The sequence below is a fragment of the Pseudomonas sp. K2I15 genome (assembly GCF_002204795.1).
GTDB lineage: Bacteria > Pseudomonadota > Gammaproteobacteria > Pseudomonadales > Pseudomonadaceae > Aquipseudomonas.
In genome coordinates, this window is sequence record NZ_NIXO01000038.1 from 48328 (window position 1) to 63061 (window position 14734).

At 62.0% G+C, this 14734-nt stretch carries 14 protein-coding genes; 10 read left to right on the top strand and 4 right to left on the bottom strand.

The features are described from left to right. Window positions 1-143: 143 nt before the first annotated feature. From CEC48_RS21060 to CEC48_RS21075, 4 genes are all read left to right on the top strand, one after another. A complete protein-coding gene (locus tag CEC48_RS21060) occupies window positions 144-1499 on the top strand; it encodes a pitrilysin family protein (RefSeq protein WP_088425505.1) in 1356 nt (451 codons plus the stop codon). Beyond that, a complete protein-coding gene (locus tag CEC48_RS21065) occupies window positions 1492-2982 on the top strand; it encodes a pitrilysin family protein (protein WP_088425506.1) in 1491 nt (496 codons plus the stop codon). The genes CEC48_RS21060 and CEC48_RS21065 overlap by 8 nt, the downstream gene beginning before the upstream one ends. Further along, window positions 2982-3599 carry a 16S rRNA (guanine(966)-N(2))-methyltransferase RsmD gene (gene rsmD / locus CEC48_RS21070; protein WP_088425507.1) on the top strand — a complete coding sequence of 206 codons (618 nt, stop codon included), beginning with the start codon at window positions 2982-2984 and terminating at the stop codon, window positions 3597-3599. The genes CEC48_RS21065 and rsmD overlap by 1 nt, the downstream gene beginning before the upstream one ends. Window positions 3600-3828: 229 nt before the next feature. Continuing rightward, on the top strand, window positions 3829-4824 hold the full coding sequence (locus CEC48_RS21075; protein WP_088425508.1) for a hydrolase: 996 nt from the start codon (window positions 3829-3831) through the stop codon (window positions 4822-4824). A gap of 121 nt (window positions 4825-4945) precedes the next feature. Here the strand turns inward: CEC48_RS21075 and CEC48_RS21080 are convergent, their stop codons facing one another. Next, window positions 4946-5800 (bottom strand): sulfurtransferase, encoded by an 855-nt coding sequence (locus tag CEC48_RS21080; protein WP_088425509.1) that lies wholly within the window; start codon window positions 5798-5800, stop codon window positions 4946-4948. 39 nt (window positions 5801-5839) lie between these two features. Then, the gene (locus tag CEC48_RS21085) at window positions 5840-6511 is read right to left on the bottom strand and encodes a TetR/AcrR family transcriptional regulator (RefSeq protein WP_003213791.1); all 672 of its coding nucleotides are present in this window, start codon (window positions 6509-6511) and stop codon (window positions 5840-5842) included. A 147-nt stretch (window positions 6512-6658) separates the two neighbouring features. Between CEC48_RS21085 and CEC48_RS21090 the strand changes: the two genes are divergently transcribed. The 5 genes from CEC48_RS21090 (at window position 6659) to CEC48_RS21110 (ending at window position 11380) form a co-directional block, all read left to right on the top strand. Beyond that, on the top strand, window positions 6659-8086 hold the full coding sequence (locus tag CEC48_RS21090; RefSeq protein WP_088425510.1) for a coniferyl aldehyde dehydrogenase: 1428 nt from the start codon (window positions 6659-6661) through the stop codon (window positions 8084-8086). 28 nt (window positions 8087-8114) lie between these two features. Beyond that, window positions 8115-8660 (top strand): twin-arginine translocation pathway signal protein, encoded by a 546-nt coding sequence (locus tag CEC48_RS21095; protein ID WP_088425511.1) that lies wholly within the window; start codon window positions 8115-8117, stop codon window positions 8658-8660. 33 nt (window positions 8661-8693) lie between these two features. After that, the gene (locus CEC48_RS21100; RefSeq protein WP_088425512.1) at window positions 8694-10289 is read left to right on the top strand and encodes a GMC family oxidoreductase; all 1596 of its coding nucleotides are present in this window, start codon (window positions 8694-8696) and stop codon (window positions 10287-10289) included. Between the two features lie 114 nt (window positions 10290-10403). After that, window positions 10404-10883 (top strand): pantetheine-phosphate adenylyltransferase, encoded by a 480-nt coding sequence (coaD, locus tag CEC48_RS21105; protein ID WP_049711086.1) that lies wholly within the window; start codon window positions 10404-10406, stop codon window positions 10881-10883. A 245-nt stretch (window positions 10884-11128) separates the two neighbouring features. Beyond that, window positions 11129-11380: a YfhL family 4Fe-4S dicluster ferredoxin gene (locus CEC48_RS21110; protein ID WP_038358877.1), complete on the top strand. Its 252-nt coding sequence runs from the start codon at window positions 11129-11131 to the stop codon at window positions 11378-11380. Between the two features lie 133 nt (window positions 11381-11513). On the opposite strand, the gene mutM is transcribed toward CEC48_RS21110, so the two are convergent. Both mutM and CEC48_RS21120 read right to left on the bottom strand, forming a co-directional pair. After that, window positions 11514-12326 (bottom strand): bifunctional DNA-formamidopyrimidine glycosylase/DNA-(apurinic or apyrimidinic site) lyase, encoded by an 813-nt coding sequence (gene mutM / locus CEC48_RS21115; protein ID WP_076013010.1) that lies wholly within the window; start codon window positions 12324-12326, stop codon window positions 11514-11516. Window positions 12327-12347: 21 nt separating this feature from the next. Further along, a complete protein-coding gene (locus CEC48_RS21120; protein ID WP_176438752.1) occupies window positions 12348-13160 on the bottom strand; it encodes an HDOD domain-containing protein in 813 nt (270 codons plus the stop codon). Between the two features lie 299 nt (window positions 13161-13459). On the opposite strand from CEC48_RS21120, the gene CEC48_RS21125 reads away from it, so the two are divergent. Then, on the top strand, window positions 13460-14656 hold the full coding sequence (locus tag CEC48_RS21125) for a class I SAM-dependent rRNA methyltransferase (RefSeq protein WP_003213799.1): 1197 nt from the start codon (window positions 13460-13462) through the stop codon (window positions 14654-14656). Window positions 14657-14734: the final 78 nt, after the last annotated feature.

Sequence of the window (14734 nt, forward strand, 5' to 3'; positions counted from 1 at the left end):
TTCATGCGCAACATTTTGTAAGGCCTAAATAGGGCCTCAACAAGACAGCCGTAGTGGCCGTCCCTAGGTCGGATCAGTATCCTAGCACCTCCTCGCCCGCCGACGCTAAGACCAAGCGGGCAGCTCAACAGGTTTAAAAACGAATGAATGCTCTAGCCCGCCGCGCCGCAGGCCTGCTGCTCAGCACAGTTTGTCTGCCCCTTTCAGCTTTGGCTGCCGACCCACAACCCACCCACGAATTCACCCTGGACAACGGCCTCAAGGTCGTCGTGCGCGAAGACCATCGCGCCCCGGTGGTGGTTTCCCAGGTCTGGTACAAGGTTGGCTCGAGCTACGAAACCCCGGGCCAGACCGGTTTGTCCCACGCCCTGGAACACATGATGTTCAAGGGCAGCGCCAAGGTCGGCCCAGGCGAAGCCTCGTTGATCCTGCGTGACCTGGGCGCCGAAGAAAACGCTTTCACCAGTGATGACTACACCGCGTACTACCAAGTGCTGGCCCGCGACCGCCTGGGCGTTGCCTTTGAGCTGGAAGCCGACCGCATGGCCAGCCTGCGCTTGCCGGCCGACGAGTTCAGCCGCGAGATCGAGGTGATCAAGGAAGAGCGCCGCATGCGCACCGACGACAACCCGATGTCCAAGGCCTACGAGCGCTTCAAGGCCATGGCGTACCCGGCCAGCGGGTACCACACGCCGACCATCGGCTGGATGGCCGACCTTGAACGCATGAAGGTCGAAGAGCTGCGCCACTGGTACCAATCCTGGTACGTGCCGAACAACGCCACGCTGGTAGTGGTGGGCGACGTGACCCCGGACGAAGTCAAAACCCTGGCCCAGCGTTACTTCGGCCCGATCCCCAAGCGCGACGTGCCACCGGCAAAAATCCCGCTGGAACTGGCCGAGCCCGGCGAACGCCTGCTGACCCTGCGCGTACAGACCAAACTGCCGAGCGTAATCCTTGGTTTCAACGTGCCTAGCCTCGCCACCGCTGAAGACAAACGCTCGGTCAACGCCCTGCGCCTGATCTCGGCCCTGCTGGATGGTGGCTACAGCGCGCGCATTTCGACGCAACTGGAGCGCGGTGAAGAACTGGTGTCCGGCGGCTCGTCGAGCTACGACGCCTACACCCGCGGTGACAGCCTGTTCACCCTGACCGCCACACCGAACCTGCAGAAGAAAAAAACCGTTGCCCAGGCTGAAGCCGGCCTGTGGCGCCTGCTGGACGAGCTGAAGGCCAAGCCACCGAGCGCTGACGAACTGGAGCGGATTCGCGCCCAGGTCATCGCCGGCGTGGTTTACCAGCGCGACTCGATCACCAGCCAGGCCACCGCCATCGGCTCCCTGGAGACGGTCGGCCTGTCCTGGAAACTCATGGACACCGAGCTTGCCGAGCTGCAAAGCGTCACCGCCGAAGACATCCAGAAAGCTGCACGCACCTATTTCACCCGCGAACGTCTCAGCGTCGCCCATGTTTTGCCTGAGGAGACCGCTCATGAGTGAACGCAAAAACAACCGCCTGGTGCTGCCCGGCCTGATCGTGGTCACGTTGGCCGCCGCATGCGTGGTGTATTTCCTGCGCCCGAGCGAATCCGTCGCCAGCCAGGCGCTGGAGCAGGCCAAGTCCGCCAACAAGCTGCAATCTTTGGCCGAGCTGGACGGCAAGGCGCCGACCAACCGCAAGCTCGACGTGCAAACCTGGACCACCGCTGAAGGCGCCAAGGTGCTGTTCGTCGAAGCCCATGAACTGCCGATGTTTGACATGCGCATCCTGTTCGCCGCCGGCAGCAGCCAGGACGGCAACACCCCAGGCCTGGCGCTGTTGACCAATGCGATGCTCAACGAAGGCGTGCCGGGCAAGGATGTCAGCCAGATTGCCGCCGGTTTCGACGGCCTGGGGGCTGATTTCAGCAATGGCGCTTACCGCGACATGGCGCTGGTTTCCCTGCGCAGCCTGAGTGCCAGCGACAAGCGTGATGCGGCCCTGGCGCTGTTTGACGACGTGATCGGCAAACCGACCTTCCCCGCCGACTCCCTGGCGCGGATCAAGAACCAGCTGCTGGCCGGCTTCGAGTACCAGAAACAGAACCCCGGCAAACTGGCGAGCATCGAGCTGTTCAAGCATCTGTACGGTGACCACCCTTACGCCCACCCGAGCGAAGGCAACGCCGAGAGCGTGCCGAAGGTGACCCTCGCGCAATTGAAAGACTTCCACGCCAAGGCCTACGCCGCCGGCAACGCGGTAATTTCTGTAGTCGGCGACCTGACCCGCGCCGAAGCCGAAGCCATGACCGCGAAGGTTTCCGCTTCACTGCCTAAGGGCCCGGCGCTGGCGAAGATCGCCCAACCGGTTGAGCCGAAGGCTGGCACTACGCATATCGAGTTCCCGTCCAAGCAGACAACCCTGCTGCTGGCGCAACTGGGCATCGACCGTGCCGATCCGGATTACGCCGCGCTGTCCCTGGGCAACCAGATCCTCGGCGGCGGAGGCTTCGGCACCCGTTTGATGAGCGAAGTCCGCGAGAAACGCGGCCTGACCTACGGCGTATACTCCGGTTTCTCACCGATGCAGGTGCGCGGCCCGTTCATGATCAACCTGCAAACCCGCGCCGAAATGAGCGCCGGTACGTTGAGGTTGGTGCAGGACGTGCTAGCCGACTACCTCAAGACCGGCCCGACGCAAAAAGAACTCGAAGACGCCAAGCGCGAACTGGCCGGCAGCTTCCCGCTGTCCACCGCCAGCAACGCCGATATCGTCGGGCAATTGGGCGCCATGGGTTTCTATAACCTGCCGCTGAGCTACCTTGAAGATTTCATGAAACAATCCCAGGCGCTGACCGTAGATCAGGTCAAAGCTGCTTTGAACAAACATTTGAGTGCCGACAAGCTGGTCATCGTGACTGCCGGCCCGACGATTGCGCAAAAGCCACTACCGCCCCCCACAGATAAACCCGCCGAGCAACCGCTCGGGGTTCCGGAGCATTAATGGCCCGTCCATCCCGTCCAAAAAAACCTGTCCACAACGTTCACAACGGTGTGGGCCAACTGCGCATCATCGGCGGAGAGTGGGGCAGCCGTAAGCTGAGCTTCCCCGACGTCGTGGGCCTGCGCCCGACGCCAGACCGCGTGCGTGAAACCCTGTTCAACTGGCTCGCGCCGTACATTGCCGGAGCCAAGGTGCTGGACCCGTTCGCGGGTAGCGGCGCGTTGTTCCTGGAATCCCTGTCCCGTGGCGCCGCCTTGGGCCAGGCGCTGGATGCCAGCAATGTGGCGGTTGCCAGCCTCAAGGAACACTTGAGCACCCTGCGTTGCACCACTGGGCAAGTGCAGACCGCTGACGCGCTGCGCTACCTGGAAACCCAGGAAGCGCGTGAGTTTGACGTGGTGTTCCTGGACCCGCCGTTTAACCAGAACCTGTTGCCGACTGTGTGTGCGTTGCTGGAAGAGCGCCAGTGGTTGGCACCGGATGCCTGGATCTATACCGAAAGCGAGACGGCACCTTCTACACTCGGCCTGCCGGGCACCTGGCGCCTGCACCGGGAGCAGAAATCCGGACGGGTGTATTACGCGTTGTGGCAACGTACGACGTCGGGCGCCGCCTAAACACCTGAACTTGCGCAGCCCAATGTGGCGAGGGAGCTTGTTGTGGCGAGGGAGCTTGCTCCCGCTGGGCTGCGCAGCAGCCCCAAAGCAGGCGATGGTGTTTCCTGAGAGATTGAGGGGTTAGCGTTTAGGGCCGCTTCGCGGCCCAGCGGGAGCAAGCTCCCTCGCCACAGCAAGCTCCCTCGCCACAGGTTGCTCATCCGCCCTGCCATCCGCCGCGAGAACCATCGTGTCAAAAACGCCCGACCGCTTCACCCCCGCCTTCGGCCTCGGCAACCCGCACCTGCAAACGCTGTGGGGACCGCTGTGGCGCAAAACCACCCACATCGAACGCCAGCGCGAACGGCTGTGGCTGGCAGACGGCGACTTTCTCGACCTTGACTGGCATGGCCCCCATGACGCGCAAACGCCGCTGGTACTGGTGCTGCACGGCCTGACCGGCTCGTCCAACTCACCTTACGTCGCCGGCCTGCAAAAAGCCTTGGCGGCTCAAGGCTGGGCCAGCGTCGCGCTGAACTGGCGCGGCTGCTCCGGCGAACCCAACCTGCTAGCCCGCAGCTACCACTCCGGCGCCAGTGAAGACCTGGCCGAAACCATCGCTCACCTGCGGGCCAAGCGCCCGTTGGCGCCGCTGTATGCGGTGGGTTATTCGTTGGGCGGCAATGTGCTGCTAAAGCATTTGGGTGAAACCGGCGAAGCCTCCGGCCTGCAAGGCGCGGCAGCCGTATCGGTGCCGTTTCGCCTGGACCAGTGCGCCGATCGCATCGGCCTGGGCTTTTCACGGGTTTACCAGAAGCATTTCATGCGCGAAATGCTGGCCTACATCCGCGTCAAACAAAGCCGGTTTCTAAAGGATGGCCACGAGGCGGGCCTGAAAACCCTGGCCGACCTGGGCTCGCTGGAGAAGATACGCACGTTCTGGGACTTTGACGGCCGCGTCACCGCGCCGCTGCACGGTTTCCTAAGTGCCGAGGACTATTACCACCAGGCCTCCAGCCGCTATTACCTGGGCGCGATTCGCACACCCACCCTGATCATCCAGGCGGCAGACGATCCGTTCGTGTTCGCCCACAGCCTGCCCGAGGCCAGCGAACTGTCGGATTGCACCGAATTCGAATTGCTGGCCAAGGGCGGGCATGTCGGGTTTGTGGATGGTTCTCTGAAACAGCCAACCTACTACCTGGAACGGCGAATCCCAGAGTGGCTGCTGGCACAACGCGGGTAAAAATGTGGGAGCGGGCTTGCTCGCGAAAGCGGTATACCCGTCGACCTATTTGGTGACTGACACATCGCCTTCGCGAGCAAGCCCGCTCCCACAGTTCTGATTGGGTTGAATCAGGTAGACCTCAGTCGCCTGTTGCAACTTCCCGCGCTGGATCAGTGATCCACTCGCTCCACGACCCCGCGTACAACTTGCCCAACGGGTAACCCGCCAGGCACAGGGCGAACAGGTTGTGGCAGGCCGTCACGCCCGAGCCGCAGTAGGCCACCAGATCATCCGGCGAGCGGTCTTGCAGCTTGGCGGCGAAGCGTTGCTTGAGTTGGTCCGCCGGCAGGAAACGACCGTCGCTGCCCAGGTTTTCATTGAACGCCGCACACTGCGCGCCCGGGATGTGCCCGGCGACCGGGTCAATCGGCTCCACGTCACCACGAAAGCGCGGCTGGGCGCGGGCGTCGATCAGGGTCAGGCCTGGCTGGCCAAGGCGTTTTTGCAGGTGCTCGGCGTCCAGTTGCAGGTGGTTGTCCGGCGTACCGTTGAAGGTACCAGGCTCAACCACCGGGCCATCCAAGCTCAGAGGGAACCCCGCCGAATGCCAGGCTTTCAGGCCGCCATCGAGGATGAAAACACCGTCGCGCTTGCCCAACCAGGCCAGTAACCACCAGGCGCGGGCGGCGTAGGCACCGGGGCCGTCGTCATACAGCACGATGTCGCTGTCCGAGTTGACGCCCCAGGCCCGCAGTTGCTGGATAAACGCATCCGCCGCCGGCAGGGGATGGCGACCGGTCACGCCCTTGGTCACCGGCCCGCTGAGGTGACGTTCCAAATCCGCATACTGCGACCCTTCGATATGCCCTTCGGCGTAGCTGCACAGGCCGTAATCCGGGTCTTCCAGGGCAAAGCGGCAATCAAGGATCACCAGCCCGCCGGCCTTCTGGCGCTCGGCCAGTTGCTGGGGGCTGATCAGTTGGGCAAGCGGCATGACTGACTCCTGTGGCTACGTTCGGGTTCGGGAAATATCCTACTTCACTTCTTCCAGCGCCTGGTTCAACGGCACGTAAAACTCTTTGAACAGCGCATCCACCGCGTCCTTGGCCTTGGGGGTGATAAACCCGGCTTCCAGCACCAGCACCTGGTACACACCGCGCTTGATCGCCTCGGCGCTCAGGTGCGTGGACTTTTCATTGGTGGTGCACAGGAAACGCACCCACGAGGTGAGGATGATCCAGGCGTTGAGGGTCAGGGCTTCGGTTTGTACCGGGTCCATGTTCAGGATGCCGGCGTCGACAAAACCCTGGTAGATGGCAGCGCCCTGGATCAGGCAGCGCTGGGAAAAACGCCGGTAGCCAGTGGCCAGCTCCGGGTCGCTCTCCAGCAGGTGTTCGAGGTCACGGTGCAAAAAGCGGTAGCGCCACATGCCGGCGAGTACAGCCTGCAGGTAGAAGCGTTTGTCTTCCACGGTCACCGCGCGGCCCTGGGGCGGGCGCAGGAAGCTGTCCACCAACGCTTCGTACTCACGAAACAGCACGGCGATGATCGCCTGCTTGTTGGGGAAGTGGTAGTACAGGTTGCCCGGGGAAATTTCCATATGGGCAGCGATATGGTTGGTGCTGACACTGCGCTCGCCCTGCTGGTTAAACAGCTCCAGGCTGGTTTGCACAATGCGCTCGCTGGTCTTTACTCGTGGTGCCATGGGAAATCAACTTCTAGACCCGTGATGGCGGCATCTTACGGACTATCCTTGTCCGGATAAATCGGCACGTTCGTGCAATGTTATTTGACAATTTAGAGCAATGACTCTAAAAAATGAAGCATTCCAATAACAATCGGGAACTTCGCCATGTCTGCCAACGTTGCCTACCTGCAAGATTCCCAGGCGCTGGACCAGCTCCAGGCCCTGTTCGACGCTCAACGCCGGGCCTACGCGGCCAACCCGATGCCGCCGGCCGCCCAGCGCCAGCAATGGCTCAAGGCCTTGCGCGACCTGCTGAGCGACGAGCGCCAGGCGCTGATCAACGCCATCAGCAGTGATTTCAGCCACCGCAGCGCCGACGAAACCCTGTTCGCCGAATTGATGCCCAGCCTGCATGGCATTCACTACGCCAGCAAACACCTCAAGGGCTGGATGAAACCTTCCCGTCGAGCTGTGGGCATCGCCTTCCAGCCCGCGTCGGCCAAGGTCATCTATCAACCGCTGGGCGTGGTCGGGGTGATCGTGCCCTGGAACTACCCGTTGTACCTGGCCATTGGTCCGCTGGTGGGCGCGTTGGCAGCCGGCAACCGGGTGATGCTCAAGCTCAGCGAATCCACGCCCGCCACCGGCCAACTGCTCAAGGCGCTGCTGGCGAAGATCTTCCCTGAAGACCTGGTGTGCGTGGTGCTCGGCGAAGCCGAAGTGGGCATGGCGTTCTCCAAGCTGCGCTTCGACCACCTGTTGTTCACCGGCGCCACCAGCATCGGCAAGCACGTGATGCGCGCGGCGGCCGAACACCTGACGCCGGTCACCCTGGAACTGGGCGGCAAATCACCGGCGATTGTTTCCGCCGACGTGCCGCTGAAAGACGCCGCCGAACGCATCGCCTTCGGCAAGGCACTGAATGCCGGGCAAACCTGCGTGGCGCCAGACTACGTGCTGGTGCCGGAAGACCGTGTAGACGGTTTCGTCGAGGCCTACAGCAAGGCAGTTCGCGGGTTTTATCCGACCCTGGCCGACAACCCGGACTACACCGCGATCATCAACGAACGACAACTGGCCCGGCTCAATGGCTACGTGAAAGACGCCACCGACAAGGGCGCCACCCTGATCCCGCTGTACGACCAGGGCCAGGAACGGCGCATGGCCCACAGCCTGCTGCTGAATGTCAGCGATGAAATGACCGTGATGCAGGACGAAATCTTCGGCCCGGTGCTGCCGATCGTGCCGTATCGCGGCCTCGACCAAGCTTTCACCTACATCAATGAGCGCCCTCGCCCGCTGGCGCTGTATTACTTCGGCTACAACAAGGCCGAACAGAACCGCGTACTGCACGAGACCCATTCCGGCGGCGTATGCCTGAACGACACCCTGCTGCACGTAGCCCAGGACGACATGCCCTTCGGTGGCATCGGCCCGTCCGGCATGGGCCACTACCACGGCCATGAAGGTTTCCTGACCTTCAGCAAGGCCAAGGGTGTGCTGATCAAGCAACGCCTGAACGCGGCCAAGCTGATTTACCCGCCCTACGGCAAATCCATCCAGAAGTTGATCCAGAAGCTGTTCGTCCGCTAACAAACCCATCACCGGGATAACAATAAGAATGAACCCTAGCCTGACTGAATCACCCGCGCTGTCACGGCGCGGCGTACTGAAAATCGGCCTGTGTGCCAGCGCCTTCCTGGCCACCGCCGGACTTGGCGCCAGCCTCAGCGGTTGCTCCAGCAGCACCCCGGCCAGCGGCTTTGCGATGTTGCGCAGCAGTGACCTGCCGTTTTTGCGGGCGGTGATCCCGGTGCTGCTGGAAGGCGCCGCCAGCGCCGAAGCAGTCGTAGCCGGAATCGACGACACCCTGAAAAAACTCGATTTCAGCCTGCAACACCTGTCGCCCGAGATGTTCAAGCTGACCCAGCAACTGTTCGACGTATTGGGCATGGCCATTACCCGTGGGCCGCTGACCGGTGTGTGGGGCAGTTGGGAAAACGCCAGCGCCGAGCAAATACGCAACTTCCTGCACCGCTGGGAAAACAGCTACCTGAACCTGCTGCGCATGGGCCAGGGCTCATTGCTCAAGCTGGTAATCATGGCCTGGTATTTCCGCCCAGAGTCCTGGGCGCATTGCGGTTACCCCGGCCCACCAAAAATCTGATTCGCATCCCTATAAAAACAAGAGACGACCCTGATGCCCGTACCTGATTTGTTCCGCGATGGCATGGCCCGCGGCTGGAAAACCCACAATGGCGCCGCCCTCGACCAGGACCTGACCCTGGAAGCCGACGTCGCGATCATCGGCAGCGGCGCAGGCGGCGGCACCACCGCCGAAATCCTCAGCGCCGCCGGCTACAAGGTGCTGCTGATCGAAGAAGGCCCGCTGAAAACCAGCAACGACTTCAAGCTGCTGGAAGACGAGGCCTACGCCAGCCTGTATCAGGAAGGCATCGGCCGCATGAGCAAGGACGGCGCAATCACCATCCTGCAGGGCCGCGCCGTCGGCGGCACCACATTGATCAACTGGACCTCCAGCTTCCGCACCCCGGACCCGACCCTCGCCCACTGGGCAAGCGAGTACGCGGTCAAGGGCCACAGCAGCGCCGAGATGGCGCCCTGGTTCGAAAAAATGGAACAACGCCTGGGCATCGCACCCTGGGCCATGCCGCCGAATGCCAACAATGACGTGATCCGCAAAGGCTGCGAAAAGCTCGGCTACAGCTGGCACGTGATCCCGCGCAACGTGCGCGGCTGTTTCAACCTGGGCTATTGCGGCATGGGCTGCCCGGTCAATGCCAAGCAATCGATGCTGGTGACGACCATCCCGTCCACCCTGGAGAAAGGCGGCGAACTGCTGTACCTGGCCCGCGCCGAACGCCTGAAATTCAGCGGCGACACCATCACCAGCCTCGAATGCGTGGCCATGGACCAATACTGCGTGGCACCCACCGGTCGCAAAATCACGGTGAAAGCCAAACACTACGTGTTGGCCGGTGGTGGCATCAACAGCCCGGCGCTGCTGATGCGCTCGGATGCGCCCGATCCCCATTCACGCCTGGGCAAACGCACCTTCCTGCACCTGGTGAATTTTTCCGCCGGGCTGTTTGATGAGGTGATTAACCCGTTCTACGGGGCGCCGCAGTCGATCTATTCCGATCACTTCCAATGGCAGGACGGCACCACCGGCAAAATGTCCTACAAACTCGAAGTGCCGCCGTTGCATCCGGGCCTGGCCAGCACCTTGCTCGGCGGTTACGGCACGCAGAACGCCCTGGACATGGGCCAACTGCCCAAGACCCACGCCATGCTTGCCCTGTTGCGTGACGGCTTCCACCCCGACAGCCCGGGCGGCAGCGTCGAATTGCGCGGCGATGGCACGCCGGTGCTCGATTATCAGGTTTCGCCCTACGCCTGGGACGGCCTGCGCAGGGCGTTTCACAGCATGGCCGAGATTCAGTTTGCCGGCGGCGCCAAGTCGGTGATGCCGCTGCACGGGGATGCGCGCTACGTGAACACACTGGCCGAAGCCCGCAGCATGATTGACGGTTTGAACCTCGAATTGCACCGCACGCGGCTTGGCAGCGCGCATGTGATGGGCGGTTGCGCCATGGGCGAAGAGCCGAAAAACGCCGTGGCGGACAGCCTTGGCCGCCATCACCAACTGCGCAATCTGTCGATCCACGATGGCTCACTATTCCCCACCAGCATTGGGGCAAACCCGCAGTTATCGGTATACGGATTGACCGCGCAACTGGCGACAGCATTGGCCGAACGTCTGAAAACGGCATGAAAACCCGGGGTATTCGCGGTGTCTATAGTGCTTTCTTCTGAATAAGTCGACTTGGCCCACCGGTAATGCTGCGATACCATCCGGTTCCCCAACGGACTCCGCCAGGACGACGCGATGAACCGAGTGTTGTACCCAGGTACCTTCGACCCAATCACCAAGGGCCATGGCGATCTGGTCGAACGCGCCTCGCGCTTGTTCGACCATGTGATTATCGCGGTCGCTGCCAGCCCCAAGAAAAACCCGCTGTTTCCCCTGGAACAGCGCGTGGAGCTGGCCCGTGAGGTCACCAAGCATCTGCCCAACGTCGAAGTGGTCGGCTTTGCCACGCTGCTGGCGCACTTCGCCAAGGAACAGAACGCCAATGTGTTCCTGCGCGGCCTGCGAGCGGTGTCGGACTTCGAATACGAGTTCCAGCTGGCCAACATGAACCGCCAACTGGCGCCGGACGTGGAAAGCCTGTTTCTTACGCCGTCGGAGCGTTATTCGTTCATTTCCTCAACGCTGGTGCGAGAAATCGCTGCGCTGGGCGGGGACATCACCAAGTTTGTGCACCCTGCTGTGGCGGATGCGCTGACGTTGCGCTTCAAGAAATAATTGTGGCCTGTGGGCTTGTCTGTGGCGAGGGGGCTTATCCCCCGTTGGGCTGCGAAGCGGCCCCAATAAAGACGCCGCATAGCTTCAGGTAAAATCCCGTCGCCTGGGTTGGGGCCGCTGCGCGCCCCAGCGCGGGGCAAGCCCGCTCACCACAACAAGCCCCCTCGCCACAGGGGCGCCAATGCGGCACAATTGCGCGCATTAGTTTTCAGATGCCTTGGCTGACAGCCCTGGCAGGAGTTTCCATGTCCCTGATCATCACCGACGATTGCATCAACTGCGACGTCTGCGAACCCGAGTGCCCGAACGCTGCTATTTCCCAGGGCGAAGAGATCTACGTGATCGACCCCAACCTGTGCACCCAGTGTGTCGGCCACTACGACGAACCCCAGTGCCAGCAGGTCTGCCCGGTGGATTGCATCCCACTGGACGAGGCTCATCCGGAGACGGAAGAGCAGTTGATGGAAAAGTACCGGATTATTACTGGCAAGGCCTAAGGCCTGTGGCGCGTCATCGGGCCCCTTCGCGAGCAAGCCCGCTCCCACATTCGATTGCATTTCAAAGGTGGAACTCAGTCGAATGTGGGAGCGGGCTTGCTCGCGAGGGGGCCATCAGCAGCAACACAAATTGTCAGCTCTGACACTTCGGGCAAAACACGCTTGCCCGCTGCCCCAGCGTCACACTGCGCAACTCGGTCCCACAGACCTTGCACGCCTCGCCACCACGGCCATAGACGAACAATTCCTGCTGGAAATACCCCGGCTGCCCGTCGCCGCCGATAAAGTCCCGCAGTGTGGTGCCGCCGCGCTCGATCGCCGCCGCCAGGATGCGTTTGATCTCGATCGCCAGCTTCAGGTAACGCCCACGGGAAATGCCCTTGGCTTCCCGACGCGGATCAATGCCGGCGGCAAACAGCGCTTCCGTCGCGTAGATATTACCCACGCCCACCACCACCGCGTTGTCCATGATGAACGGCTTCACCGCCATCGACCGCCCACGGGACAGCTGAAACAACCGCTCGCCGTCGAACAGGTCGGTCAACGGCTCCGGCCCCAGGCGAATCAGCAGTTCATGGTTCAGCGGGTCGAGGCTCCAGAGCATCGCGCCAAAGCGTCGCGGGTCGGTGTAGCGCAGAGCCAGGCCCGACTCCAATTCGATGTCGACGTGCTCATGCTTGGCCGCCGGGCTGCCGGCTTCCACCAGGCGCAGGTTGCCCGACATGCCCAAGTGGCTGATCAAGGTGCCGACTTCGGCATTGATCAACAGGTACTTGGCCCGCCGCTCCACCAACACGATGCGCTGCCCGGACAGCCGCACATCCAGGTCTTCCGGGATCGGCCAGCGCAGGCGTCGCTCACGCACCACCACACGGCTGACCCGCTGGCCTTCCAGGTGCGGCGCAATACCGCGCCGGGTGGTTTCGACTTCGGGTAACTCGGGCATGTTTACCTCTTGGATAAAGGGTTAGTGCGCGCCCAGTTCGCGGATCGACAACTTCAAACTCTCGAAGTCGTAGTCCGACAGGCCGATGTGGTCCAGCACCAGCGGGCCGATGGCGTTCCACTCATGGTCATCCACCTGGTTGCCCAGCACGCGGTAGGACGCGCAAATGTGCTCGGCCATTTTCAGGATCGCCAGCAGGTTTTTCAGCTGCGGCTTGTGGTTGGACTCATCGCTGAAAATCGCCAGGGCATTGTGGTGATTGGCGATGGCATCGGTCACATGCTCCGGCAGGCGCCAGGACTTGGCGGTGTAGTAACCCACCACCGCATGGTTGGTGTGGAACGCCTGGTTCTCGGTGTCGACCACGCGGCATTCGGGGCCTGCGCTGGCATAGGCCTCTTCCAGCACACTCATGTAGTTCGGGAAACGCTTGAGCATCAACGGCACGCCACAATCGTGGAACAGCCCCAATGCGTACGCTTCATCGACCGCCTGGCTGCCGGTGCGCTTGGCCAGGGCCAGGCAGGTCATGGCCACGTCCTGGGCGGTGTCCCAGAAACGGTTGAGGGTGACGATGGTGTCGTCGCTCATCTCGCCCTTGATCGACTGGGCGTTGATCAGGTTGATGATCGAGCGGCTGCCCAACAGGTTCACCGCGCGCTGGATCGAGACAATCTTGTTGCTCAGGCCGTAATACGGCGAGTTGACGATCTTCAGCAGCGAGCCGGAGAGGCCCGGGTCCTGGGCGATCAGCCGGGCAATCACTTCCAGGTCCGGATCAGGCATGTACTGCTCCATCTGCAAATCCACCATGATTTGCGGTTGAGGCGGCACGCTGATGCCTTGCAGGCTCTGTTGGATCTGTTCGGCGGATAGCTCTTGGGACATAGGGGGCACACTCTGGACTAGGCAGCGATTCTAACCTTTATAAAGACTCGGCTGACACCTCAAAAACCCGAACTGAAGCCGGATCAAATGTGGGAGCGGGCTTGCTCGCGAAGGCAGTGGGTCAGTCAATACATCCGGCGACTGACATACCGCTTTCGCGAGCAAGCCCGCTCCCACATGTCCGGCGGCGCCGCCAAGTACGACACAACACGGTATACTCCCGCTCTTTTTTCCGGAGCGACGTCATGTCCCTGCCAAGCCTGCGTCTCAAAGCTAACGCCGATCGTCGTTTGCGCAACGGCCACCTGTGGGTCTACAGCAACGAAATCGACGTGGCCGCCACACCTCTTCACGGCTTCCAGGCAGGCGACCAGGCAATCCTGGAAGCAGCCGGCGGCAAGACCCTCGGCATCGTGGCCATGAGCCCGAACAACCTGATCTGCGCCCGCCTGTTGTCGCGTGACATCAAGCTGCCACTGGACAAATCGCTGCTGGTGCACCGCATCAACGTGGCCCTGTCCCTGCGCGACCGCCTGTTCGACAAGCCGTTCTACCGCCTGGTGTACGGCGATTCCGACCTGTTGCCGGGCCTGGTAGTCGACCGTTTCGGCGACATCCTGGTGGTGCAGATCGCTTCGGCGACTATGGAAGCCCATAAGGAAGACGTGATCGCTGCACTGACCCAGGTGCTCAAGCCAAGCGGCATCCTGTTCAAGAACGACTCCGCCGCGCGTGATGCCGAAGGCCTCAACCGCTACGTCGAAACCGTGTTCGGCCTGGTGCCGGAGTGGGTTGCCCTGGAAGAAAACGGCGTGAAGTTCGAAGCGCCGGTCATCCAAGGCCAGAAAACCGGCTGGTTCTACGACCACCGCATGAACCGCGCCCGCCTGGCCCCGTATGCCAAAGGCAAGCGTGTACTTGACCTGTACAGCTACATCGGCGGCTGGGGCGTACAAGCCGCGGCCTTCGGCGCCAGTGAAGTGTTCTGCGTCGACGCCTCCGCCTTCGCCCTCGACGGCGTGGAACGCAACGCGGCGCTGAACGGCGTCGCCGAGAAGATGACCTGCATCGAAGGCGACGTGTTCGAAGCCCTGAAAGAGCTGAAAGCCAGCGAAGAGCGTTTCGACGTGATCGTGGCCGACCCGCCTGCCTTCATCAAGCGCAAGAAAGACATGAAGAACGGCGAAGGCGCCTACCGCCGCCTGAACGAGCAAGCCATGCGCCTGCTCAGCAAGGACGGCATCCTGGTCAGCGCTTCGTGCTCGATGCATTTGCCGGAAGATGACCTGCAAAACATCCTGCTGACCAGCGCCCGTCACCTGGACCGCAATATCCAGATGCTGGAACGCGGCGGCCAGGGCCCGGATCATCCGGTACACCCGGCGATTGCCGAGACTCGGTATATCAAGAGCATTACTTGCCGGTTGTTGCCGAATAGCTAAGTAACATCGCGGACCCAACGTGGGAGCGGGCTTGCTCGCGAATGCGGTGGGCCAGTCAATAGAGATGTTGACTGATCC